This window comes from Nocardia sp. CA-107356 (genome assembly GCF_050946365.1).
Lineage (GTDB): Bacteria > Actinomycetota > Actinomycetes > Mycobacteriales > Mycobacteriaceae > Nocardia.
On record NZ_CP191992.1, the window covers coordinates 6420291 to 6443384 of the forward strand.

The 23094-nt window shown below is 64.1% G+C and carries 19 protein-coding genes; 10 read left to right on the plus strand and 9 right to left on the minus strand.

The genetic code is table 11. From position 1 onward, the window contains the following. Window positions 1-18: 18 nt before the first annotated feature. The gene (locus ACQP1G_RS29120) at window positions 19-1245 is read left to right on the plus strand and encodes a cytochrome P450 (RefSeq protein WP_433192747.1); all 1227 of its coding nucleotides are present in this window, start codon (window positions 19-21) and stop codon (window positions 1243-1245) included. Between the two features lie 56 nt (window positions 1246-1301). Next, window positions 1302-1526, plus strand: coding sequence for a hypothetical protein (locus ACQP1G_RS29125; protein ID WP_433192748.1), 225 nt, complete (start codon window positions 1302-1304; stop codon window positions 1524-1526). A 38-nt stretch (window positions 1527-1564) separates the two neighbouring features. Here ACQP1G_RS29125 and ACQP1G_RS29130 read toward each other — a convergent pair whose 3' ends face one another. Next, window positions 1565-2065: a hypothetical protein gene (locus ACQP1G_RS29130; RefSeq protein WP_433192749.1), complete on the minus strand. Its 501-nt coding sequence runs from the start codon at window positions 2063-2065 to the stop codon at window positions 1565-1567. A gap of 155 nt (window positions 2066-2220) precedes the next feature. On the opposite strand from ACQP1G_RS29130, the gene ACQP1G_RS29135 reads away from it, so the two are divergent. After that, window positions 2221-3144: an LLM class flavin-dependent oxidoreductase gene (locus tag ACQP1G_RS29135; protein ID WP_433192750.1), complete on the plus strand. Its 924-nt coding sequence runs from the start codon at window positions 2221-2223 to the stop codon at window positions 3142-3144. A 747-nt stretch (window positions 3145-3891) separates the two neighbouring features. Here ACQP1G_RS29135 and ACQP1G_RS29140 read toward each other — a convergent pair. From ACQP1G_RS29140 to ACQP1G_RS29150, 3 genes are all read right to left on the minus strand, one after another. After that, window positions 3892-4203: a hypothetical protein gene (locus ACQP1G_RS29140; protein WP_433192751.1), complete on the minus strand. Its 312-nt coding sequence runs from the start codon at window positions 4201-4203 to the stop codon at window positions 3892-3894. 391 nt (window positions 4204-4594) lie between these two features. After that, entirely contained in the window at window positions 4595-7150 is a 2556-nt protein-coding gene (locus ACQP1G_RS29145; RefSeq protein WP_433192752.1) for an MFS transporter, read from the minus strand. 254 nt (window positions 7151-7404) lie between these two features. Next, entirely contained in the window at window positions 7405-8364 is a 960-nt protein-coding gene (locus tag ACQP1G_RS29150; RefSeq protein ID WP_433192753.1) for a polysaccharide deacetylase family protein, read from the minus strand. A 166-nt stretch (window positions 8365-8530) separates the two neighbouring features. Here ACQP1G_RS29150 and ACQP1G_RS29155 point away from each other — a divergent pair, with 166 nt between their 5' ends. Then, on the plus strand, window positions 8531-10129 hold the full coding sequence (locus tag ACQP1G_RS29155; RefSeq protein WP_433192754.1) for a putative glycoside hydrolase: 1599 nt from the start codon (window positions 8531-8533) through the stop codon (window positions 10127-10129). Window positions 10130-10132: 3 nt separating this feature from the next. Here ACQP1G_RS29155 and ACQP1G_RS29160 read toward each other — a convergent pair whose 3' ends face one another. Next, window positions 10133-11626: an alpha/beta hydrolase gene (locus ACQP1G_RS29160; protein ID WP_433192755.1), complete on the minus strand. Its 1494-nt coding sequence runs from the start codon at window positions 11624-11626 to the stop codon at window positions 10133-10135. Between the two features lie 169 nt (window positions 11627-11795). Here ACQP1G_RS29160 and ACQP1G_RS29165 point away from each other — a divergent pair, with 169 nt between their 5' ends. Together ACQP1G_RS29165 and ACQP1G_RS29170 are read left to right on the plus strand one after the other, a co-directional pair. After that, complete coding sequence (locus tag ACQP1G_RS29165; RefSeq protein WP_433192756.1) at window positions 11796-12116, plus strand: hypothetical protein; 321 nt, start codon at window positions 11796-11798, stop codon at window positions 12114-12116. A gap of 111 nt (window positions 12117-12227) precedes the next feature. Next, window positions 12228-13592, plus strand: a complete 1365-nt coding sequence (locus ACQP1G_RS29170) for an AIM24 family protein (protein ID WP_433192757.1) — start codon at window positions 12228-12230, stop codon at window positions 13590-13592. A 50-nt stretch (window positions 13593-13642) separates the two neighbouring features. Here the strand turns inward: ACQP1G_RS29170 and ACQP1G_RS29175 are convergent, their stop codons facing one another. Continuing rightward, window positions 13643-15679: a M3 family metallopeptidase gene (locus tag ACQP1G_RS29175; RefSeq protein ID WP_433192758.1), complete on the minus strand. Its 2037-nt coding sequence runs from the start codon at window positions 15677-15679 to the stop codon at window positions 13643-13645. A gap of 457 nt (window positions 15680-16136) precedes the next feature. Between ACQP1G_RS29175 and ACQP1G_RS29180 the strand changes: the two genes are divergently transcribed. Together ACQP1G_RS29180 and ACQP1G_RS29185 are read left to right on the plus strand one after the other, a co-directional pair. Then, entirely contained in the window at window positions 16137-17924 is a 1788-nt protein-coding gene (locus ACQP1G_RS29180; protein ID WP_433192759.1) for a hypothetical protein, read from the plus strand. Between the two features lie 303 nt (window positions 17925-18227). Then, complete coding sequence (locus tag ACQP1G_RS29185) at window positions 18228-18554, plus strand: hypothetical protein (RefSeq protein ID WP_433192760.1); 327 nt, start codon at window positions 18228-18230, stop codon at window positions 18552-18554. A gap of 179 nt (window positions 18555-18733) precedes the next feature. Here the strand turns inward: ACQP1G_RS29185 and ACQP1G_RS29190 are convergent, their stop codons facing one another. Then, window positions 18734-20461 (minus strand): phospholipase D-like domain-containing protein, encoded by a 1728-nt coding sequence (locus ACQP1G_RS29190; RefSeq protein WP_433192761.1) that lies wholly within the window; start codon window positions 20459-20461, stop codon window positions 18734-18736. Between the two features lie 427 nt (window positions 20462-20888). Here ACQP1G_RS29190 and msrB point away from each other — a divergent pair, with 427 nt between their 5' ends. After that, on the plus strand, window positions 20889-21344 hold the full coding sequence (msrB, locus tag ACQP1G_RS29195; protein ID WP_433192762.1) for a peptide-methionine (R)-S-oxide reductase MsrB: 456 nt from the start codon (window positions 20889-20891) through the stop codon (window positions 21342-21344). A gap of 44 nt (window positions 21345-21388) precedes the next feature. Then, window positions 21389-21856: a peptide-methionine (S)-S-oxide reductase MsrA gene (gene msrA, locus ACQP1G_RS29200; RefSeq protein ID WP_433208911.1), complete on the plus strand. Its 468-nt coding sequence runs from the start codon at window positions 21389-21391 to the stop codon at window positions 21854-21856. 337 nt (window positions 21857-22193) lie between these two features. Here msrA and ACQP1G_RS29205 read toward each other — a convergent pair whose 3' ends face one another. Together ACQP1G_RS29205 and ACQP1G_RS29210 are read right to left on the minus strand one after the other, a co-directional pair. Further along, window positions 22194-22754 carry a hypothetical protein gene (locus ACQP1G_RS29205; protein ID WP_433192763.1) on the minus strand — a complete coding sequence of 187 codons (561 nt, stop codon included), beginning with the start codon at window positions 22752-22754 and terminating at the stop codon, window positions 22194-22196. Between the two features lie 80 nt (window positions 22755-22834). Then, entirely contained in the window at window positions 22835-23041 is a 207-nt protein-coding gene (locus ACQP1G_RS29210; RefSeq protein ID WP_433192764.1) for a hypothetical protein, read from the minus strand. Window positions 23042-23094 lie beyond the last annotated feature (53 nt).

Here is a 23094-nt window from a genome sequence, read left to right on the forward strand (position 1 = left end):
TAGCTCTGGGAGGTGGCCATGGCCACGCCGTCGATTCCCACCGGATTCGATCTCACCGATCCGGATCTGTGGGCGAAACGCAGGCCGACCGAGGAATTCGCGGAACTGCGCAGGACCGCGCCGGTCTGGTGGTGCGCCCAATCCGACCGGTCCAGCGGATTCGATGACGGCGGCTACTGGGCGGTTACGAAACTCGAAGACATCAGAGAGATTTCGAAACATCCCGAGATCTTCTCCTCGAGCGAGAACAGCGCGATCATCCGCTTTCAGTCCGACATCACCCGCGCACAGATCGACATGCAGCGGCTGATCCTGCTCAATATGGACCCGCCGGCGCACACCAAGAATCGGCGCATCGTCTCCAAGGGGTTCACGCCGCGCGCCGTGGAGAGCCTGCGTGCGGCACTCACCGAGCGCGCCGACCGGATTGTGCACGAGGCCAAGAAGTCCGGTAGCGGTGATTTCGTGGAGCAGGTCGCCTGCGAGTTGCCATTGCAGGCCATCGCCGAACTGCTCGGAGTGCCGCAGCAGGACCGCAAGAAGCTGTTCACCTGGTCGAATCAGATGATCGGCGCCGATGACCCGGAGTACGCCAGCGATGCCACGACCGCTCAGCTCGAATTGACCGGATACGCGTGGACCATGGCCGAGCAGCGACGGGCTTGTCCGGCCGACGACATCGTGACGAAACTGGTGAACGCCGATATCGACGGCGAACATCTGGGGTCGGACGAGTTCGCGTTCTTCGTGATTCTGCTGTCGGTGGCGGGGAACGAAACCACCCGCAACTCGATCACGCACGGCATGAAGGCTTTCGTCGATCATCCGGACCAATGGGAGCTCTACAAAGAGCTGCGCCCGCGCACCGCGCCGGATGAGATCGTCCGCTGGGCCACGCCCGTCTCGGTATTCCAGCGGACCACGACCCGCGATGTCGAACTCGGCGGGCAGTTGATCCGCAAGGGCCAACGCGTCGGATTGTTCTACAGCTCCGCCAATTTCGACGAGGACGCCTTCGAGAATCCCTTCGACTTCGACATTATGCGCGACCCCAACCCGCACGTCGGATTCGGTGGTGCCGGTACCCACTACTGTCTCGGCGCGAATTTGGCTCGTCTCGAGATCGACCTGATGTTCAACGCGATCGCCGACACCATGCCCAACCTCCGCCAGATCAGCGAACCCGAGCATCTGCGCTCCGGATGGCTCAACGGAATCAAACGGTGGGAAGTACGTTTCGATTGATGCGTGCGAGCTCGGCAACGTGGCCGACGGCGGTTCCGAGCGCGCATCATGGATCTATGGATCCTGAACCAGTGCGGGTGCGGGTGATCCTGCTGTTCGGCGATCGGGCGCAGGTACAGACGCCATGGCATCCGGCCCATTCGCCCATGTGGGTTTCGGCGGCCGAGATTGCCGAGCAGGCCGGGCTGCCGCAGAACGAGTTGCCGGGACGGGAGTTCTGGGCCTCGGGTGATGAACACGGGCTCACCGGGTTTCGGCTGGTTTTCGATCCGCGGCTCTGATCAGCTCCGCTGGATGGTCGACCGAAGTCGACCATCGACTAGTTCGGCACGAGGTCGTACTTCAGTAGCTCGAATCCGGTGGGCACGATGGCGCTCATCGAAATCCGGTCCCCCGCCCAGGCACCGACCAGCGCGACATCACCGCCGGTGCGGCCGCCGTCGCAGCCCGAGCCATCGGCGGTCAGCATCGGTAGCGGGTGGATGCGCTCACGGTCGTCGCTTCCGAGCACCGTCGCCTTGTCGACATAGGTGCGTTTGTCGTGGTTGAGGATGTAGCGGCCGATGAAGCCGTGTTGCGGCGCCACCAGCGGGGCGACGGAGGCGGCCTTGTCGTACAGGCTCTCGTCGGCCCGCACGCCGTGCGGACGCGGCAGCGGCCCGGCCCACACCACGCGAGTCGGCACCGTCAGCAGGCGCTCCACGCCCTGGACGAAGTCGTCGCCGATCCAGGCCCGTCTCAAGAACCGGACCTTGGGCTCCAAGTACCCGATCAGCTTGTGGTCGGCGTCCAGGAAGACGGCTCTGCAGAACTGCCCCACTTTGGTGATTTCCTCTCTGGGATAATGACTTTCGGACAATGTATCCCTGCGGGCAGCGTGGCGGCTCGGCGGGCGGTTACAGCCGAGTTACCGACATGTTCAGGTCTCTATCAAGATCGCCCGGAGTGCCGTATCGCGGCGCGAGCTACGCTCGGATGATGCGATATGCCATTTCGGTTCCGCAGCTCATCCCCGACGGGTCGTTCCAGCCGGCCGACCTGCGGACCTATCTCGACCGGGCCGAAACCCTCGGCTTCGAAAGCGCCTGGACGACCGAGCAACTGCTCGGCTCGGCGCCCAATCTGAGTCCGATCGAACTGTTGACCTTCGCCGCCGCTTGCAATGAACGCCTGCGCTTCGGTTGCGCGGTATTCGTAACGCCGCTGCACAATCCGGTCCACCTGGCCAAACGCATCAGCACCCTCGACCAGCTCACCCGCGGACGGCTGGAGATCGGCGTCGGCATCGGCGGACGCAACCGGATGTTCTCCGCATTCGACGTCGACCCCGCCGATAACCTGGTGACCCGCTTCAACGAGAGCCTACAGGTCATGAAGGCGCTCTGGACCCAGCCGCGCATCGATATCGACGGCCGGTTCTGGCAGCTGGCCGGCGCGACCATGGAGCCGAAGCCGTTCCAAAAACCTTATCCGCCACTGTGGTTCGGCGGCAGCACCCCCGCCGCGCTGCGACGCGCGGTCCGCAACGGCAACGGCTTCTTCGGCGCCGGATCGACGACAACCGCGAAGTTCGCCGAGCAGGTCCGCTTCGTCCGCGAAACCCTCACCGAAACCGCCGGCGCCCCAACCGATTTCCGCATCGCCAAGCGCGTCTACATCGCCGTCGACGACGATCCGGAGCGCGCCGAACAGCGCATGGCCGCCACCCTGATCGACTTCTACGGCGATTTCGGCAAAACCCTGCTGCCGGTCGCCGTCCACGGCACACCGCAGGACTGCATACAGGGCCTGCGTGAGGTTGCGGCAGCCGGAGCCGAAATGATTCTGGTGAACCCGCTTTTCGACGAGGCCGCCCACATGGAGCGCCTCGCCGCCGAGGTGCTGCTGCACGTGGACTGACGACCTTCGACAACACCGAACCCGCCTACCCCGTACCCACCTCGCCGCCGTCGACAACCTCGACCTATTGCACAGTGTTGCGCGGTTGGAAACCGCGCAGTCCTGAATCAGGTCGGCCATGCCCGCCTGGTTGCTTCTCGCAACCCGGACGCGGCCACATAGGTCTGGCGGGGTTTGTGAGCACAGTGTCAAGTATCGAGTGGACCGAGATCAGAGCGCGGGCCCAAGTCGCGTGCACCGGTCCGAACATTCTTCGCAATGTGAGTAAGTCTTCCCGGTTTATTCCAGTTTCAATGGGATCCGGCGGTAGACTCTCCACTACACCTGATGATCGGCGCGGTTAGTTGTCTGCTGACGCGGCAATGTCGCCGCGTGGCCGAAACCGCGTGGCCCTACTGTTGGCCACTCTGCACAACCGTGAATCCGGGTCGGGGTCGAGGGCGGCACTTCATGTGCGTCTCACAACTCAGCGAATCGAGAAACGCCATTCGGCGCGGCGTCGCCGATGTCGACTTCAGGTGCATGTCGACCGACGTCGCCGAGCGCGCGAGCCTCATCACCTCCGCCCTGTCCCACATCGCCGATTTCGCGGCACTCACCTCGATCCCGACCAATGGCACACCTGAGCTCAGCAGGGCTTTCAGGCAGAGGTCGTCATCGGCGACGACCTGCACGCGATCACGGTCCGCTGACCGGGCCATACCCCGCCGACCAGCAGACCGAGGCCGCCGAACCACAGGCGGCGCGTCAGTCCGGCACGACGAGCGCAGCCGGGCTTTCGACACAAACAACGCCCTGGAGCCGGACATCGCGCATGTCAGCCGGTCGAGGACGTTCATTGACAAATTTGATTCGATCGAAGGATGAAGAGATGTCCACCAGAATGTTCAAAATAGTCGCCGCGACCGCTACGGCCGTGCCCCTGCTCTTCGTCGCAGCGCCTCTGGCGTCGGCCGAGGCGAGTCCCGCCACGGTCACCACACCCGCAGTGTCGGCGGATCCCATCATCTTCGGCTCAGCCGTGATTTGCATCCCCCTCGGCAGCGCCGTCTGGTGCATCTGATGCCATTGGCCGACAAGGCGCGGTAGACCGGACGAATACGATCGGTATCAGCGAAATACTATGTGCGCCAGGTGATCTGGGATCCAACGAGAGGGGGTTCGTGGCGCTGGACCCGAAAAGTGGTGAGGCAGGCGATCCGACATCGATGCGGCGATAACGTAAGCCGGTCCGTCGGATCGCCCGGTCTGTCCCCTCGATGCCGGCCCGCGGCTCGACTCGGAGCCTGCCGGGGCTGCGGGACATGTTGCGCGTCAACGAGATCGACGGCTGCGCAGCACCGGTGTGCCGGGCCGACCGTCACCTTCACGTGGGCAACGCCGCCCACGCGGAGGGCGAGCAGGCCGGGCTGGACTGCTATCTCGCGCCACCCATGGCCGATCTGTTGCGTCAGTGCCGATCCACCGCATCCTCGGACTCGTAGCCGAGGTGTACGTCGTGGGTCACCTCGCCGCCGGATACCGTAACTCGGCTACGCACCGGCGGGTAGCCGCGGGCGACGATCGTGTACTGGCCCTCGGCCAGGTCGGTCACCAAGTAGCGGCCGTTGGCGTCGGTGCGTGCCGTCGCGGTCGGATCTCCCGCCGCGTCCAGGACGGTGATCTGGATATCGGATACCGCGCGGTCGCCATCGGCCCAGGCCGATCCGGCGAGTACGGCCATCGATGCCATGTCGATATCGTGGTGTAGCAGGCCGCTGTCGGGCACGGTGAGTGTGGTCGCGCTCGGGCGCATATGCTCGGCGACGGCCACCAGGGTGTAGGTGCCCGAGACGACACCGTGGCAGACGTATGCGCCGTCGCCAGCGGTGATCGCGGCTCCGACGACCTCGCCGTGCGAATCGGTCAGAGTGACAGTGGCGCCCGGTAGTGGGATGCCGCGACCGGCCGAGCGGACGACGCCGGACAATTCGCCGGAACCGGTGAGAGTCAGGTCGAGCAGTTGTGATCGTTGTCCGACGGCCACACTGACCGCCTCGGGTCGATGTCCGGTCGCCGAGGCGATCAGTACATAGTTACCCGCCGCGGGCGCACCGATGCGGTAGCCACCGTCGGCGCCGCCGGTCGCCCGCGAAACCTGGTGGCCGCGCTGGTCGATCAGGGTCAGCACCGCCCCGGGCACCGGTCTGCCGTCCTCACGCTCGATCCGCCCACCGATCGATCGGCCTTCGTACTCGTCGCTCGAATACGACTGCGGCACAACCGCGGCCACGTACACACCGTTGCCGTCGTGATCGACCGAGACATGTCTGCTGACCGCACCCGCCAGCACCGGTTCGGGCTCGGAGATCACCGCCGCGGCACCCTCCCAGACCTGCGCCTCGTCCCAGCTGGATTCGGCATTCAACGTGATCGGCTCCGGCGCGGGCACCGGAGCATCCTGCAGCGGAATCTCCTTCATGAACATCAGCACCAGACAGGCCAGTAGCGCCACACCGGCGGCGACATAGAAGACACCGTGCATGGCATCGGTGAACCCGATCAGGATGGGCACCCGCAGTTCGTCCGGTAGCGCCGCGATCCCGCTGGTATTGCTCTGCATAGTGCTCAGTTGGGTGGCGTCGAACCCGACGGGCAGCGCTCCGCCGAACGCGTCGATGATGCGGTGCGGCAGCAGGTTGAACAGGATCGTCAGGAATACCGCGACACCGAGCGTGCCGCCCATCTGACGGAAGAAGGTGGCCGATGCGGTCGAGACACCCATATCCGAACGCGGGCCCGCATTCTGCGCCGCGATGATCAGCGTCTGCATGCAGGAACCGAGGCCGAAGCCGATGACACCACCGTAGAACAGCGGCTGCCAGAGCGGGCTGTCGTAGTGCACCTGCCCGTACAGCGCCGATCCGACCGCGATGACGAATGTTCCGAACACCGGCAGGATCTTGTACCGCCCGGTCAATTTGGTGATCTGCCCGGCGATCTGCGAGCCGAACATGATTCCCATCACCAGCGGCAGCATCAGCAGACCCGACTTGGTCGGCGAATACCCACGCACCACCTGGAAGTACTGCGGCACCATGACGATCGCGCCGAACATCGCGATGCCGACGATGAAGCCGCCCGCGATGGTCACGCTGAAGGTCGAATTCTTGAACAGCCGCAACGGAATCAGCGCCGCGTCCTTCATCAGGAATTCGACGAGCAGGAACAACAGCAACCCGCCCGCACCGATCCCGTAGCAGATGAGCGCGCGCTGGGAACCCCAGCCCCAATCCCGGCCCTGTTCGGCGACGATCAGCAGCGGCACCACACAGATCGTCAACGCGACCGCGCCGAACCAGTCGATGCGGTGATTCTGGCGCTGATGCGGCACATTGAGCACCTTCGCGACCACGCCGAGCGCGAGCGCACCGATCGGCACGTTGACCAGGAACACCCAGCGCCAGCCCTCGACACCCCAGAGTTGGTCGTAGTTGGAGAAGAAGCCGCCGAGCACCGGTCCGAGCACAGTGGCGGTACCGAACACCATCATGAAATAGCCCTGGTAACGCACCCGCTCCCGGGCCGGCACGATATCGCCGATGATGGTGAAGGCCAGCGACATCAGCCCACCCGCACCCAGCCCCTGGAAGGCACGGAATCCGGCGAGTTCATACATCGAGGTGGCGAAGGTGCAGGCCACCGAACCGATGACGAACAGCCCGATCGCGGTGAGGTAGAACGGCTTTCGACCGTAGATATCGGCCAGCTTGCCGTAGAGCGGCGTGGTGATCGTCGCGGTGATCAGATACGCCGTGGTCGCCCAGGCCTGTTCGTCGAATCCGTCCAGGCTGTTGGCGATCCGCACGATGGCGACGCTCACGATGTTCTGATCGAGCGCGGCGAGGAACATGCCGAGCAGCAGACCGGACAGGATGGTCAGGATCTGCCGGTGCGACAGTGACGTACCCTCACCGGCATCCAGGTCCGGCGACGTTGCCGGTGCCTGGGTGGTCGAATTCGTCATATTTTGAGCCCTAAGTTCTGATCGGCTATTCGTGGTGGAAGATCTCTCGAAACCTGAGTCGAGCCGGTCGAGCGAGTTGGCACACTGCGCCACAAGCGATCTGCCCCCACTCGCTGATCCCTGGTAACTAGTTGCGGTGGCTAATATACATACGGCCATCCGAGCCGAAACGGCCTGGTGGGATCATCCGACATCGACTGCCTCAGCGGCCGAGCACATCGCTGAACATCGCCAGGTTCTCGACGACCGGCTGGTCAGTAGGGATTGAACTGGTCACGCCAGCGCGGATTCAGTTCGTCGGCAAGCTGTTCGGGGACCGAGATCTTGTTCGGGTTGCCGTCGGAGGTATAGCGCTGATCCGGATGCCGGTCGAGGCGATCGAGCCAGTAGGCCGAAGCGAAATCGACCTCGTTCCTGCCGGATCGGATGCGCGGGACACCGGCGGGATCGACCCGGCCGAATGGAGACGGCGCTGGCTCGGCGCCCACCAGCAACACGGCCTCGAAGGTGTAGGGCGTGCCGTCCCAGCTGCCCGCGGTGGCGAGTCCGCGCTCGCGCGGGAAGATGCCGAGCGGTAATGCCATCGTGCGCACGCGGTAGCCGGGCACCGCGGACTCGATCGCGCGCACGTTCGCGACCAGTTCATGTTGGACGCCGGTGCTGTCCAGACCGGCGAGGTTGGCATGGCTCGCGGTGTGGGCGCCGATCTCGTATCCGTGTGCGACCAGCCAAGGCAGTGCCCGCACGTCATCGGCGAACGGGTCGTTGTTGACATAGAAGGTCGCGGTGGGTGCGAAGTCCGGATTGCGCGCACCGAACTCTTCGAGAATCCCGACCGCGGTGTCGGGGGCCACCTTTCCGTCTTCGGCGAAGCGGAGCTGCGTGACGGTGGAATCGTCGAAGGTGAGCACCACCGGGTGGGTGCCCGCGGGAATATTGATGCGACCGGCTGTGTAGTCGGCGACGGTCACCGGTCGATAGTTCTCGCGGTGCAGCCGTTCGAGTTCGGCGCGGAACTTCTCCGGCGTCTGGTCGTATTCGCCAGCCGGTGCCGGTGTCACCTGGTGATACATCAGGATGGGCACGAGTCCGAGCTCGTTGGCACCCACCGCGGCCGGATCGGGTACCGGTGTCGTCGCCGGAGAAGAGGCGATTTCGGCGACCGCTGGGATGGGATCCGCCGCCCGGTCACATGCGGCGACGGTCGCGAACATCAAGGCAGACAGGACAAACCGAGCTCCGATAGTCGTGCGCCGCACCACCGTTCGAACGGTACTCGGCGGCAAGGAATCTCGGTTGCGAATCGGAATAACTGCGTCCACGAGCGCTGTCCGAGGTAGATAGTTAGGCGATAGCTACGGACGAAAGTTGGTGCGCGCGTTGGATAAATTGGTCCGGATCACCGGACGGTGGCGGCTGGTGGCAATAGCGGTTATCGCGGCTTTATCAATTCTCATCGCATCTGTGATCATCGGCGCCAACCGGGCCGAGCCCGCGGGTTTGGCGCTGTCCGGACTCCCGGACGGGGTGGTGGGCGCGGCCACGCTGGCCGGTCTGGTGTTGCGGGTGGACGCGCACGGCCACGACCCCAGCGCCATGCGACTCGAACTCGACGGCAACGCGGTGACCGGCACAGTCGAGGGTGACACGGTGCTGTACCGCCCCGGACACCTCACCGACGGCGACCACAAGTTCACCGCCGAGATCCCACGCGGGGGCATACTCGGACTGCTGAGCACCGGCCCGGGGGCTACCGCGACCTTCACCGTGGATACCGAAGCGCCGAAACTCGAAGTGACCCAGCCGGATACGGCCGGATCCTATCGTCAGCCGATCACGTTGCGCGGCAAGGAATCCGGCGCCGTGCACGTGTCCATCGGCACACAGTCGGTGACGCCGGCCGCGGACGGGTCGTTCGAGATCACGCTGCCGCGCACGCCGGTCGGCGGTGCGGTGGTCGCGGTCGACGCCGCGGGAAATAAGGCGATACAGGCGATTACGACCTCGGTCGATATGCCCAGGGTCAAGGCCGTGCATATGACCGCGTACGGGTGGGCCTACGACGGCCTGCGCGAGCCGGTGCTGGATATGGCGCGGGAGGGGCGCATCGACACCGTTCAGCTCGATATCAAGGACGAGGACGGGGTGATCGGTTATGACTCGCAGGTGCCGCTGGCACGGCAAACCGGCGCCGCCGCCGGGATCTACGATGTGCGCGCCGCGCTGCGGCAACTGCACGAGATGAATGTACGGGTGGTCGGGCGGATCGTGGCGTTCCGTGACCCGACGATGGCCGAATGGGCGTGGCGCGAAGGCCATCCGGACTGGGTTATCCAGAACCCGTCCGGCCAGCCGTACGCCAGTAAGTACGGTGCGATCGCGTTCACCAACTTCGCCAACCCGGAAATCCGGAAATACAACATCGATCTCGCGACCGAGGCGGCCGAGCTGGGATTCGACGGCGTCATATACGACTATGTCCGGCGACCGGACGGTCCGCTGTCGCAGATGCAGTTCCCCGGATTGACCGAGACCCCGAGCGTATCCATCGCGGAATTCCTGCACGAGAGCCGGGATCCGGTGCGCGATAAGGGCGCCAACCTCGGCGCTGCGGTCTTCGGTATCGCCGCGACCCGGCCGGATGAGATTGCACAGGACATTCCCTTGATCGCTCGGTACGTCGACTATGTGGCGCCGATGCTCTATCCCTCGCATTGGAATCCCGGCGAATACGGTGTAGCGAATCCCAACTCGCAACCGTATGACATCGTGTTCCGGTCCCTGGCCGACTTCTTCGCGCAGACCGAAGGCACCGGGGCCCAGGTCATTCCGTGGTTGCAGGATTTCAGCCTCGGGGTGAACTATGGCGACGGCGAGGTCAAGGCACAGATCGATGCCGCGGCGGCCGCGGGGACCAATAGCTTCTTCCTGTGGAATGCGGCGTCGCGGTATCACTCGTGGGCGGTGGTGCCCGGTTGATTCCTACTGGACTGCTCGATCGGCGTAGCAGGTGATATCGGTGGCGGGCAGGACACCCTCGGCGTAGTAGGTGTTGATCGCATTGTTCACGCAGGCACTCAGATCGGGCCGGAATGTCATATGGATCCGGACATCTTGCAGTGTGACCAGGCGAGATCCGGCCAGGTCCTGATGCAGTCGAACACCGTGGGCATACGGGGTTCTGGCGTCCCCGGTCGCTTGCAGGATGAGCACGGGGACCGAATTCCGAACGGTGGTCGCAGGTTCGACGGGTCGTGGCCAGTATGCGCACGGCTGGATATTGTTGGCGAGCGCCCCGAACACCGGTTCGCTGGCGCGGGTGGCGTCAATATTTCTCGAGTACCACGCCGGATCGGTTGGCGCCGCGGCATCGCCGCAGGCGATCTGGGCCAGCACGGAGTTCTCCTCGGATCGCAACGCCTGCAGCGTGATGTGCAGCCGCGGCTCCCGCGCCGCCACGGGTGGACCACCCGCCGCATCCGCGATTTCCCGTATCGACTCGGCCAGCGCTTGGTTGCGCCGGAAGTCGGTCACCATGTTGTGCAACAGAAATGGCAGCCAATGATCGTCGATCGGGAAGTCGTCGATCACGATCGGCTGACGCGCTGCCGCGGCGATGAGCTCCACCACGGTGGCACGCACGTCGGCCGGGGTGGTGCCTAAGTGGTACGTATCATCTTGTCCTGCAACCCAATTCGACCATTCATCGATCGCTCGTTCATCCGATGGCCCCCAATCCCGAACGAGGCCTTCCCAATACCGGTCCGGATCGATCGCGCTGTCCAATACGATCCGATCGCTGCGCTCGGGGAACATCTGGGTGAACACCGCACCGAGATAGGTGCCGTAGGAGACGCCGAAGTAGCTGATCTTCGATTCGCCCAACGCGGCCCGGATGATATCCATATCGCGGGCGGTATTGCGGGTGGTGAGCTGGCGCACCTTCACCGGATCATCGGTCACACAACTGGCGGCCATATCCGCCGCCAATGCGGTTTCGCGGGCGAAGCCCGTGGGATCCAGACCCGCCGAACGGATCATTTCGCCGATGGGCCACCCGCAGCGCGGAGTTCGACCGGACTCGCCGACGCCGCGCGGATCCATACCGATCACATCGAATCGGGCCCGCACCTGCGGTGTGAGCACGTCACCGAGCAAATCCACACTGTCCAAACCCGATGCGCCGGGGCCGCCCGGATTGGCGAGCAGGATCCCATGGCGCTGGGCCGGATCGGTCGCCTTGACCCGGGAAATCGCCACCTTCAGTGTGCGATCGTAGGGCCGGAGATAGTCGAGGGGCACGAGCACATCGGCACATTCGGCACCCGCCTTGTCCAGATCCTCGATACCGCAAGGCTTCCAATGCAGCCGCTGGTGCGCGAACCGCAGGGCCGGGTCGACCTGCGCCCCCGGCACAGTGATCAGTGCGGCCCCGACCGCTACCAGCACCAACCACCGCAATAGCCTCGCCGACAAACCCGCTCCTCTCGCCCTCGATCCCGCAACTTCCTACCACACCCGACCACGTCCCCTGGCCCCACAGTTGGACATACGTCTTGGCGCACCCTTGTCACATCTCGCCGCCCCGTCGATACTCCAAGGGGACTGCGCGACAGCCGGTTCCAGAACACAAGGGGTGGGACAGATGCTTCGAAATCAGCTGAGCCGAGGTCCGGTCGAGGATGATTCGCTGGTCTACGGCCGACCACATGAGACCACCGACGGCGCCACCGTCATCACCGTAGCCCGCACCGGCGGCCTCCTACGCGGCTCGCGGCCGATCGGCGTGTTCGTCGTCCATGACGGGCAGGCCGCGTGGGCGCCCGCGGTAGATGTGACGCGAATAGCGCTGCTAGGTGAGCTGATCGGCCTGCTGGCGGTGGTCATTGCCACGCTCGCGGTGCTGCGCAGGCCGCCCTGGCCCGATCTGTCCGGCGACAGACTTGCCGTACGGCGGCAGCGGTGAACCACGACATCCCGGGACGCGCCCCGGATAGTGGCGCGCGGACCGGACTCGGGACACACTTGATCCCGTGAATCGCATGCCACTCGGACATATCGACCTGGGCGGTCCGCCGTGACCGCACTCGCTCGCGGGGAAAATCGGCCCGCGCCCGGCGATCGGATGACCGTGACCGTCACCTGTGCCGCACCGGTCGATGTGTCGGCGCTGCTGCTCGGGACCGACGGACGGGTCCGCTCCGATGCCGACTTCGTCTTCTTCAATCAGCCGGTCGGCCCCGGTGTCACCTACCGGCACGGGCGCGGCGCGGGCGACATGGTGGATGTGGTGACCCCCGCGCTGCCCGCGGATGTCGACAAGGTCGTGGTCACCGCCAGCCTCGACGGCAGCGGGCCGCCGACCTTCGCGGGCGCGAGTTCGCTGACCGCGACGATCGGATCCGACTCCGGGACACTGACCTTTCCGATGACCGGGCTCAGCACCGAGACCGCCGTGGTGTGCGTGGAGATCTACCGGCGCGGTGGTGGGTGGAAGGTGCGCGCAGTCGGGCAGGGCTATGACAATGGGCTCGCCGGGATCGCGACGGCGTTCGGTGTGAATATCGACGATGAACCCGAGGCGCCCCCGCCGCCCGCTCCGGCTCAGCCGACGGTCGGGTATCCCGCGCCGCCTACTTATCCCCCGCCCGGCGCGGTGCCGCCGCCCCCACCGATGTCTTCACCTCAGCAAGGAGCACTGCCGATGCAGAGCGAACTGTTCAACGCGAGCCACGCCGAAGTCAACGGCATCGGCATCCAGAAACAGGGCGGCAAGATGATCAAGGTCGCCGTCAATGGGGAAACCATGGCGCGCGCCGGGTCGATGGTCGCCTACCAGGGCGACCTGCATTTCAAGGCGCTCGGCTCGGGCGGCATCGGCCGCGCCATCCAGCAGCGCCTCACCGGTGAGGGCGTGCCGCTGATGCAGGTGTCCGGCCGCGGCGATCTGTTCCTCGCCAATGCCGCAGCCGACGTGCACACCGTCGACCTCGACGGCACCGACGGTCTCACCATCAATGGCGCGAATGTGCTGGCCTTCGATACGTCCCTGTCCTACAACATCCAAAGGGTCCAGGGCGCAGCAGGTTTCGCCAGCAACGCGGGTTTCTTCAACTGCGTCTTCACCGGTCGCGGCCGCATCGCCATCACCACCCACGGCACGCCCGTCGTGCTCAACGTGGACCAGCCCACCTACGCCGACCCACAAGCCGCCGTCGCCTGGTCGTCCAGCCTGTCCACCGGCATCAAACGCAATGACTCCTTCGGCCTCGGCCGCCTGATCGGCCGCAGCACCGGCGAGGGCCTGACCCTGTCCTTCTCCGGCCGCGGCTTCGTCATCGTCCAGCCCTCCGAACTGCCCCCCGGCGGTCTCATCGGCGGCACCGGCGGCGGCCAGGAGGCCGGTCAAAGCGGTGGCGTCCTCGGCGGGTTGTTCGGATAACCGACCGGCGCTGGAACCGACCGCACCACCGCCGGTTCCAGCGCCCCGGATCAGTTCAGCAAGCCCCGCCGGATCAGGAGCGGAGCGATGTCGGGGGCGCGGCCGCGGAAGGATTCGAACGCCTCGAGGGGGTCTACCGAGCCACCGCGGGAGAGCAATTCGCGGCGGAACAATTCACCCTTTTCGCGGATCGATACGTCGGCTTCGTTGAACCATTCGACGGTGTCGGCGTCGAGGACCTCGCTCCAGATGTAGGAGTAGTAGCCTGCCGCGTAGCCGCCGGAGAAGATGTGCGCGAAGTAGCCGGTGCGGTATCGCGGTGGGATCGCGTCGATGGCCAGGCCGGCCTTGCGCAGTGCCTGCTCCTCGAACGTCTCGGCGTCGGTCCCGGTCAGTGCCTCGGGTGCGGGTATGCGGTGCCATGCCCAGTCCAGCAGCGTCGCGCCCAGATATTCGACGGTTTTGAAGCCTTTGCCGAATCGCTCGGCGGCCTCCATCCGCTCGACCAGTTCGGTGGGCATCGACTCGCCGGTTTCGACATGCTTGGCATAGTTGGCCAGCACTTCCGGTCGCGACATCCACATCTCGTTCACCTGCGAGGGGAATTCGACGAAGTCTCGCGGCACTTCGGTTCCGGCGAAGTACGCAAACACCACATTCGAGAACAGACCGTGCAGCGCATGCCCGAACTCGTGGAACAGCGTCCGGACGTTATCCCAGGTGAGCAACGCGGGCTCGCCCGCGGGTGGCTTCACGATATTGAGGTTGTTGACCACTACCGGTCGCGTCCCCAAAAGCCGTGACTGACTGACGAATTCGTTCATCCACGCCCCGCCACGCTTCGACGGCCGCGCGAAGAAGTCGCCGAGGAACAGCCCCAGTGCAGTGCCGTCCGCGTCGAACACCTCGAAGATCCGGACCTCCGGATGGTATCCGACCAAGTCCTCGCGCTCGCGGAAGGTGATCCCGTATACCTGCTCGGCGGCGAAGAACACCCCATCCCGCAACACCCGCTCGAGCTCGAAATAGGGACGCAATGCCTCCGCGTCCACCGAAAACCGCTCGGCCCGAACCTTTTCCGACCAGAACTGCCAATCCCAGGATTCGAGCTCGCCATCGTGTCCGCTCGCCTTCATGGTTTCGGCCAGTTCGGCCGCCTCCCGCTCCGCATTGGCCACCGCGGGCGCCACCAGCCGCCCTAACATCTCCTCCACCGCGGCAGCGGTTTTCGCGGTTTGATCCGCCACCACATAGGCCGCGTGGTCGGTATACCCGAGCAATACCGCCCGCTCGGCCCGCAGCGCCGCTATCCGAACGGCGAGTGGGCCGTTGTCTTCGAGCCCGCGTCCCAGCGAAGCCGCCATCACCCGCCGCCGCACATCCCGATCGGCCAACTCGGCCAAAACGGGTTGATTGGAAACGTTCTGCAGACGCAGCGCCCACGCCCCGTCGTGCCCCGAGGACCGAGCGCTTTCCGCAGCAGCCGCAACCGCCGCCGGTCCCAGTCCCGCCAACTCCTGCGCCTGCTCGAGGACCACCGTCGCCGCATTGGTGGCCGCCAGGATGTTCTGGCCGAATTCCGTTGCCGCCGTGGCAAGTTCCGCATTCAGCTCACGCAGCCGCGCCTGTCCCGCCACATCCAGCCGAGCTCCCGCCCGCACGAAACGAATGTGGTACCGCTCCAAAAGCCTGGCTTCCTCCGCATCCAGCCCCAGCTCGTCCTTGCGCCGATACAGGTCGTCAACGCGCCCGAAGAGCGCGGGATCGAGATAGATCGCGTCCCGATGCGCCGCCAACCGCGGCGACACCTCGGCCTCGATCGCATCGGTCCCCGCCGTGGAATCGGAGCTCGTGATATTGAAGAACACATTGGCCACCCGAGTCAGCACGGCCCCCGAACGTTCCAGTGCCACAATCGTATTCGCGAAAGTCGGCACCTCATCGACCGAGGTGACAGCGGCGACCTCAGCCAATTGCTCCGCCATCCCCCGCCAGAATGCGGGCAGATAGTGCTGCTCACCGATCTCAGCGAACGGCGGAAGTTCATACGGCAGGGCACTGCGCTCGAAGAACGGGTTGCTCGTCATAGATCAAACCCTATGCCGGGAACCTGTTCGGATGCAGAGAACCGTTCAGCTACCGAGCGTTCCACGATCGCCGGATCAGTGCGGTCCCCGGCGCAGGCCCCCAGGCCGAAGATCACTGTTCACGTTGTCCTACGCCCCCGAATTCACATGTTAGTTATAAAAAGTATCGGATCTTCCGAGTCTTGTGACGTAATGCATTACCTACTGGTAGGCATTTTCATGCGTTACCAATATGTAGATTCTTCATCATGTTCTGCGCGTGTCGCCGTCCAGGGACGTACAGTGAAGGTCCTGTCGAACGGCAGCAAAGTCAAGGCCCGCCGGATCGGGACGGCGCAACGTGAACGGCATATGGGAGGAGGCCCGGTTGCGGCATCGCCGTGGCGGAATTGCGATATTCCGTCCGCGGTTGACTTTGTCGGCACGGCGATCACGTGGTGTCAGAGCCGGGTTATGCATGAACAGCAAAACAACAGCGATTCCGACGGCAGCAACACCCCCCGGTGGCAGTACGCTGCCTTTCGAATCATTCGATAGGCCACGCGAGCCTCGATTGGGTACCGATCCCGTCGGCGGCATATCGGCCGGCATCTGGCCGCGCCGCATTACCCATCTGCTCGAACAGGCGAGCCTCGTGGTACTGGCGGCTACCATTCCGCAGATATTCATTTACCTACTCCTCTTCCCCGCGCTCTTCGAAGCGCACTCGTCCTATGCGGCATATATTTGGACGCTTACTTTCGCAGCATTGATCGGCGCTATCGTTCGCATTATCGCCGATGAACGCTCGGTTCGGCGGTGGGCACGGAATTTCTACGGCCGCGAGGCTCGATTTTTCGGCCAGTGGGGCATCATGCTGCCGACAGAGTGCCAGGGCAAGCGAAAAATCCACACCTATCTCACTACTGCCACAAAACTACCCGATAAGGCGCTTTCTTCGGCAATCGACCATCTGGTATCACCACATTCTTTCAACCGTCGCGTCGGCCACGCCATCGAGATGGAGAACGGCGACTACTACAGACACAAGATTCTGAAGCGGGTCGAGTTGCCGTCAACCCTGAAAGGCAGCGAGCGAATCATCCCCGCCGTACGATTACGCAAGGGAGCGCCGGTCAACGATCTGGTTTTCAAATTCAGTGACAAGCGGACTTCCGCTCTTCCGTTCGACAGCGGGCAGGGTCTGGTCGCCTACGCGCTCACCCGGAAGTTGACCGCACTGGTCGGTAATGCCATCGATACAAATGATACGGTCTGGCTCAGCATCCTCAGTGCTGTAATTTCGGAATATCCGAAGTACCGAAGCAGCAACTCCGATCGCGGGCCCGAGTTCCGGCTGCACCACTATCTCGACGCACTGCAAGAGCAGATGGTCGATAGCAAGAAGGCGACCTCCGAGGAAATCGATCAGTTCATACGTCTAGTGGAAGAGCTCTGCGAGGACTGGGTCATCTGGGTTATCGCACCCGACCACAGCGGATCAGAATGGCAGCATCTCATTGTCGAGCACAGAATTATCGCCCACGACCGAACTTCCAACGTGTACGAAAGGCTGCGAACACGGCTCGGTCTGCAACATCGTAACCTCACCCTGGTGATGCCGCTCGCACTGGAGACACAGAGCTATCACTTGGATCTGTCGGCGCCACCTGGAATGTACTTGTACAACGTCAAATTGGCGCTCGTCAACTCGGCGGACATCAAAGATAAAATGAAGGCCGCACGCAAGGGCAAACGTCGTACCTACCGGGAAACGTTGACTGCCCTCGAAAAGCGTGACCAACACCGCGGCGGCACCGGCGGGTGGAAGCGCGGGATCGAACGCCGCTTGATTGCCCTCGCCATCAGTTCGAACGGCCTCAATGGGAGCGTCAAGCTCGGAGTAACCAGTAAAGGTGCGTCTCCGATGCTCATATCAAATGGCCTCGGATGTAATTTTGTCCACGTCTACGCTCGTCAAATCAGCTCACTGACACTCCGCTATGACACGGTCCGCTCCGGGTTCATCGTCCCAGTAGCGAAGTTGGAGTTCGAGAACGTCCACCAGGCAACATCGCAATCGTTACGCTGTTATCTCTCTACATCGCCGGCATGGCGTGGACGATCAGCCGAATTCACGACACCGTCCTCACCAAGATCACTGGACCCAACCCCTGGTCGGTCATTATTTTTGGCACACCGGCAATCATCTCGGCATGGGTCGTGTCTCGGTTCGTCGGCGGCAACGCGGCCCGATCCTCGCTGATCACTGCCGCAATGATCGCCTGGGCCGTCACCAACTCGATTGCGGTCGTAGCGTATGCCGCATTGATTCAAGGCGGTGCTACGATCTACACGTTCAATTTGCGTGAACCGCATGCTCTTCCGTGGATAGTGCACCCCGACATCGTATTGAAAGATGCCCCCTGGGTGCTGATCCTCTTCTCGTGCACGATCCATCTAGCACTTGCTATCGGCATGTATACCAGTCGTACATCACGCTATATGTCCAGACTGAGGATGGCGCTCGTAGCTAGATAGCTGCAGCATTCAATGGAGGAGGTATTAGATGATCAATCTCGATCTCGGTGCATTTCTGGTCGCCCCAGGAGGGCTGCTGTGGAGGTTGCGCAGGAAGATTTCACCGCTACTGGATCCGGACTTGGAAGTCCGCGGAACGCCCAATGAGGTAGTGCGCGAAAGGGTCCGACATGTCTTGGGTAGGTCGGCCTACTGCGATGGCGGTACCGCTGTTATCTCCGGCTGGATGTACGACAGCGAGGAGGAACGGCTCGCGGCGGCCAAGGCGTACGAAGAGGCGGGCCCCAAGGTGAAGCAGCAGATCCAGGCTCTCGGCATTGCCCTGGCCGAGGAAGCAGGGGAGACTGCCGGATAACGAGGCTGCGGCGAGGCGGAATCGAGCCTTCCGACAGCGAATTACCTTCGGACTCATAGCCGATGCTACCCACCACGCCTGTGACAGACTGGCGCCGTTGGACATTCGATGCCCACCGGAATGGTGCCATGAGCCGACTGCCCACGCTGTCCGTCCCGGACTACCGATCGTCTCCGTGTCTAGGCGCCCCAGAATTTCAAGTCGCGGGCGTTGCTTTCGAGTTTCGGCTTCATCCAGGTGTCGTTGTCTTCGAGCCCGTTGAAGGGGTGGTCGGTCCGGCCGAGGAACGACCGCCAGCGGTAGTGGGCGTGGACGGCATAGACGTTGACGGCGTACGCCTCGGCGAGGGCGCGGTCGCCCTTGATGATGACGAAGTTCTCGTCGTTGCGCGTCGACGCCGAGGTCGAGAAGTTGTGGCTGCCGGTGATGACGGTCGCGTTGTCGGAGAACGGGTCGATCACCAGAACCTTGCTGTGCACGATCGCGTGGCCGACTTGGCTCAGGAATTGTTTATGGGTTACTTCGGCGGCGAATTGGGCGAACGGGTGCGCCACGCCCTCGGGCTCGACGATGTCGAGGCTGAGGCGGTGATGGGTGCGGCCGTCGATCAGGCTGACATCTGCTCGGCTTTCATCGCCCCGGCCGCGGGGCAGTTCGCTGACCACACCGCGAACATAGAGATCGGGCTCCCCTACGCGGGCGAGCACGTCGGCGAACAGCCCGGTCGCGCCGGGCATGAACATCAGGAACAGGATGCCCTCGCGGGCCGCCGCGATCTCCTGGCGCAGCGCGTCGAGGTCGGCGTGATGCGCGGCGCGGGTGAACCACACGGTGCCCTGCCCGTTGCCGGGCAGCGGATGCGGGACAGTATTGCTCGATACCAACGACGGCGGGAACGCACTGCCGGCATCGCGCAGCCGGTGCCATTGCTGCAGGAAGATCGCCGCGGTCGCGGGATCGTCGATCAATAGACCGTTGTTGATCTGGGTGCACAGACCGGTCGGCGTCCAGTTCGTACTGCCCGTCCACACCCGTACCGGCTGGCCGCCACTGGTCGTGCGAACAAGAAACTTGTTGTGCCCCAACGGGCCCGGGGACGTGAATCGGTTCGTCTTCTCCACATCTGCACCGGCGCCGATCAGCAGAGCGCGGGCATCGTCGTTCTCGTCGCGGGTACGCGCTTGTGCGGTTGTCTCGCCGTCTGCCTTCGTGATGGACCCGTTGGCCAGCACGACGTGAGCTCGTGGTCCCAGCGCGGTCAGCTTCGCGACCAGTTCGGCGTCACCGAGTTCGAACAGCGCCGCGAACACCTGGAAGTCGTCGTCATCGCCGTCCATCATCTCCAGCATGGCCCGGCGCAGCCCACCCGAAAGGAACAGCCGAATCGAATCATCGATGCGGTCGGTGATCCGCTGTTTGAACTGTTTCAGCGTCAGGTGATTCTCAGCAAGGAATCGAGCCATGAACTGCGAGATGACGAATGCCCGGTTGAAGAACGGGCGATACGTCCCGGTCGGCGCGGCGCCCAGGGTCCGCTCCGGACTCCAGTCGCTGGCCTCGCCATCCAGTAGCCGCAGGCTGTGGTCGGGGTCTCGCACCACCGGTATCACTCGATAGGACACGGCGTCGCCGCTATCGGCGTCATGGTCGGTCCACGAAAAACGTTGAAACGGCCACTGCGTCGACGGTTTCGACGCCGGGCGTCGATCGGTCTCGGTGTCGACGAGAGCGATCACGGGCTCGTTGGCGAAGCCCATCCGGTTGGGCAGAAACGACACCTCGGTTCCAGCGGCGGTTCGTTTCCGTCGTTCGATCGCGAACCCGCGGCAGGCGGTGATCGGCTGCGACGGCCGCCAATACAGCAGCGCGTCATCGTCATTGGCATACACCTTCAGTGTGGTGGTCATGCCCGGCCTCCTCAGCTGTCACCGCACCCACATTTCGGAGCGTGGCTTCTCGTGGGCCATGAGCGTGTCGAGCCGGAGTCAGCACCATCGGACGCTGCCACCGTTTCCATCTCGATCGGACGTTGCGTGGCTGGTACACGAATCATCCGACCAACACCAACGATGATCGCGAGTAGTGAACTACCCGTTCCTCGGCGAGTGCACCCGAACGCAGTGCACACGGACACCACCCTGCGCGCGCCCCGGTGTATCCCCCGACGACATCAGCCCCGTTGGTCGCGGATGGACCGCGGCTCGGTCCGGGGCCATCGCCGCCCTTGCGCGAGGTCCTGTCCCGGTAAAAGTGACCGAAGTGTGACGCGCGGCTTGATGGGGACTTTCGCAGCCTCGAGGCTGGTTGTACGGGGGGCCGATATGAGGAGGTCAGGTGGCACAGGAATACAACCGGAATCCCGCGGCGGTGGATGGGCTGTCGCCGGAGCAGTATCACGTCACCCAGCAGAACGGGACCGAGCGGGCGTTCACGGGTGAGTACTGGGACAATCACGAGCCGGGTATCTATGTGGATGTGGTGTCCGGTGAGCCATTGTTCGCCTCGGTCGACAAGTTCGACAGTGGCAGCGGGTGGCCGAGTTTCACCAAGCCGATCGATGCCCAGAACGTCATCGAGAAGCGGGACTTCAGTCATCTGATGATCCGCACCGAGGTGCGTTCGGCGCACGGTAACAGCCATCTCGGGCATATGTTCACCGACGGGCCGCGCGCGGCCGGCGGCCTGCGGTACTGCATCAACTCGGCGGCGCTGCGGTTCATCCACCTCGATGACCTCGAGGCGGAGGGCTACGGTGAGTACAAGACCCTGTTCACAAAGGAGGAGGCGTGACCGACACGCGCAAGGCGATTCTGGCGGGCGGATGCTTCTGGGGTATGGAGGACTTGATTCGTAGGCAGCCGGGTGTGTTGTCGACGCGTGTCGGCTACACCGGCGGCCGCAACGACCACCCCACCTACCGCAATCACCCGGGCCATGCCGAGGCCGTCGAGATCGTCTACGACCCGGCTCGGACCGACTACCGGGCGCTGCTGGAGTTCTTTTTCCAGATCCACGATCCGACGACGAAGGACCGTCAGGGCAATGACATCGGTACCAGCTACCGATCGGCGATCTTCTTCCTCGACGACGAGCAGAAACGCGTCGCGCTGGAAACCATCGCCGATGTCGACGCCTCGGGCCTGTGGCCGGGCTCGGTGGTCACCGAGGTGACCGCGGCGAGTGAGTTCTGGGAGGCCGAGCCCGAGCACCAGGACTACCTGCTGCGCTACCCGGACGGTTACACCTGTCACTTCCCGCGGCGGGGTTGGAAGCTGCCGAAGCGGGAGAGCACCGCTCAGTAGGTCGGCGCGCGTCCTACCGAACGCGCGTGGACGCGAATCCCGTTAGTAGTACGCAGAATCCGCCGACAATCAGCGCGACCGGCACCCATCGCATGGCCGGTGGCGGGTTGCGCATCTGATGGCGATGTCGAGGTAGGGGTGCGCCGAGCCGTCGGGCGCACCCCTATCGCCAGCCATTTCCATACTCCGAGGCCCAGTGCCGTCAGGAAGAGCAGCCCAGCGGCCAGCAGTACCGATGTGGGCAGTGATGGTCATGCCCGCACGCCTTTCAGCGACGTTGTCGCATCAAGCGTCGAGCATGTCCGGGCGTGCGGTCATCTTCCACCGATGGGAACGATCACGAACTCGCGGTGCGCGATTCGAGCTCGGCGCGCAATTCCGCAACCTCGGCGGCCAGTTCGTCGCGAAGTTGTTCCCGTTCGCGCAGGCTGGCGCGCAGACTCTCGACCGTATCGTTCATCGCCGCCAGCTTCCGGTCGGCGCCCTGCAGACGCCACTCGACCACTGCGCGACGATCAACCTCCGAACTCGCGTAGCCGACCCACTCCACGACGTAATCGAGCCACTGGGGCTGCTTCGGCATGGGCTCATCGGAATCCCATCCGCGCCGGACCGACGTCTTCGACGAAAGCACCCGCTCCACGCCCTGTCCGGAGTTCATCTGCACGAGATCGAACTTCCCAGCACTCGTCACCACCGCCGTGAGCCGATACCGCCCGGCGAGATGCATCCTCAGCTCCGCGGCACCCCGCCCATCGGCATCCAGCGCACCGAGCCACGGACCCTCCGCCGCCTCGATGATCGATGCGAGCACCCCGAGCTGCCCGGCACTGCGCCGACCCCGCGTCGCCCGCTCATGCAGGTCATCGGGCGTGGCGCTCATCTGATCCCAGTGCATCGCACCTCGCCTTCTCTCGCCGAACGGTTACCTACGAACATATATGCGCCGTGCCATGCCGCGGACGGCCGCCGACCGTATCACCGCTCGGTCGCGGCGTGACGGCACGGCATGACCGGGTCGGCCAACGGAGTTACCCCCTTATCGGCCACGACGCAGGTCATATTGCCACTCGGCGCGCGGAATCCGTTCGACACATCCGGCGACTGCGCCCCCGCGACACCACAGGCCGGCATCGCCCCGGACGCCGCCGCCAACGCCGCGATCCCCACCCGTTTCTTCATCATCCGAACTACCCCCAGACCGAGATCCGATGCGGCGGGCCGCGCCCGCCGATCTC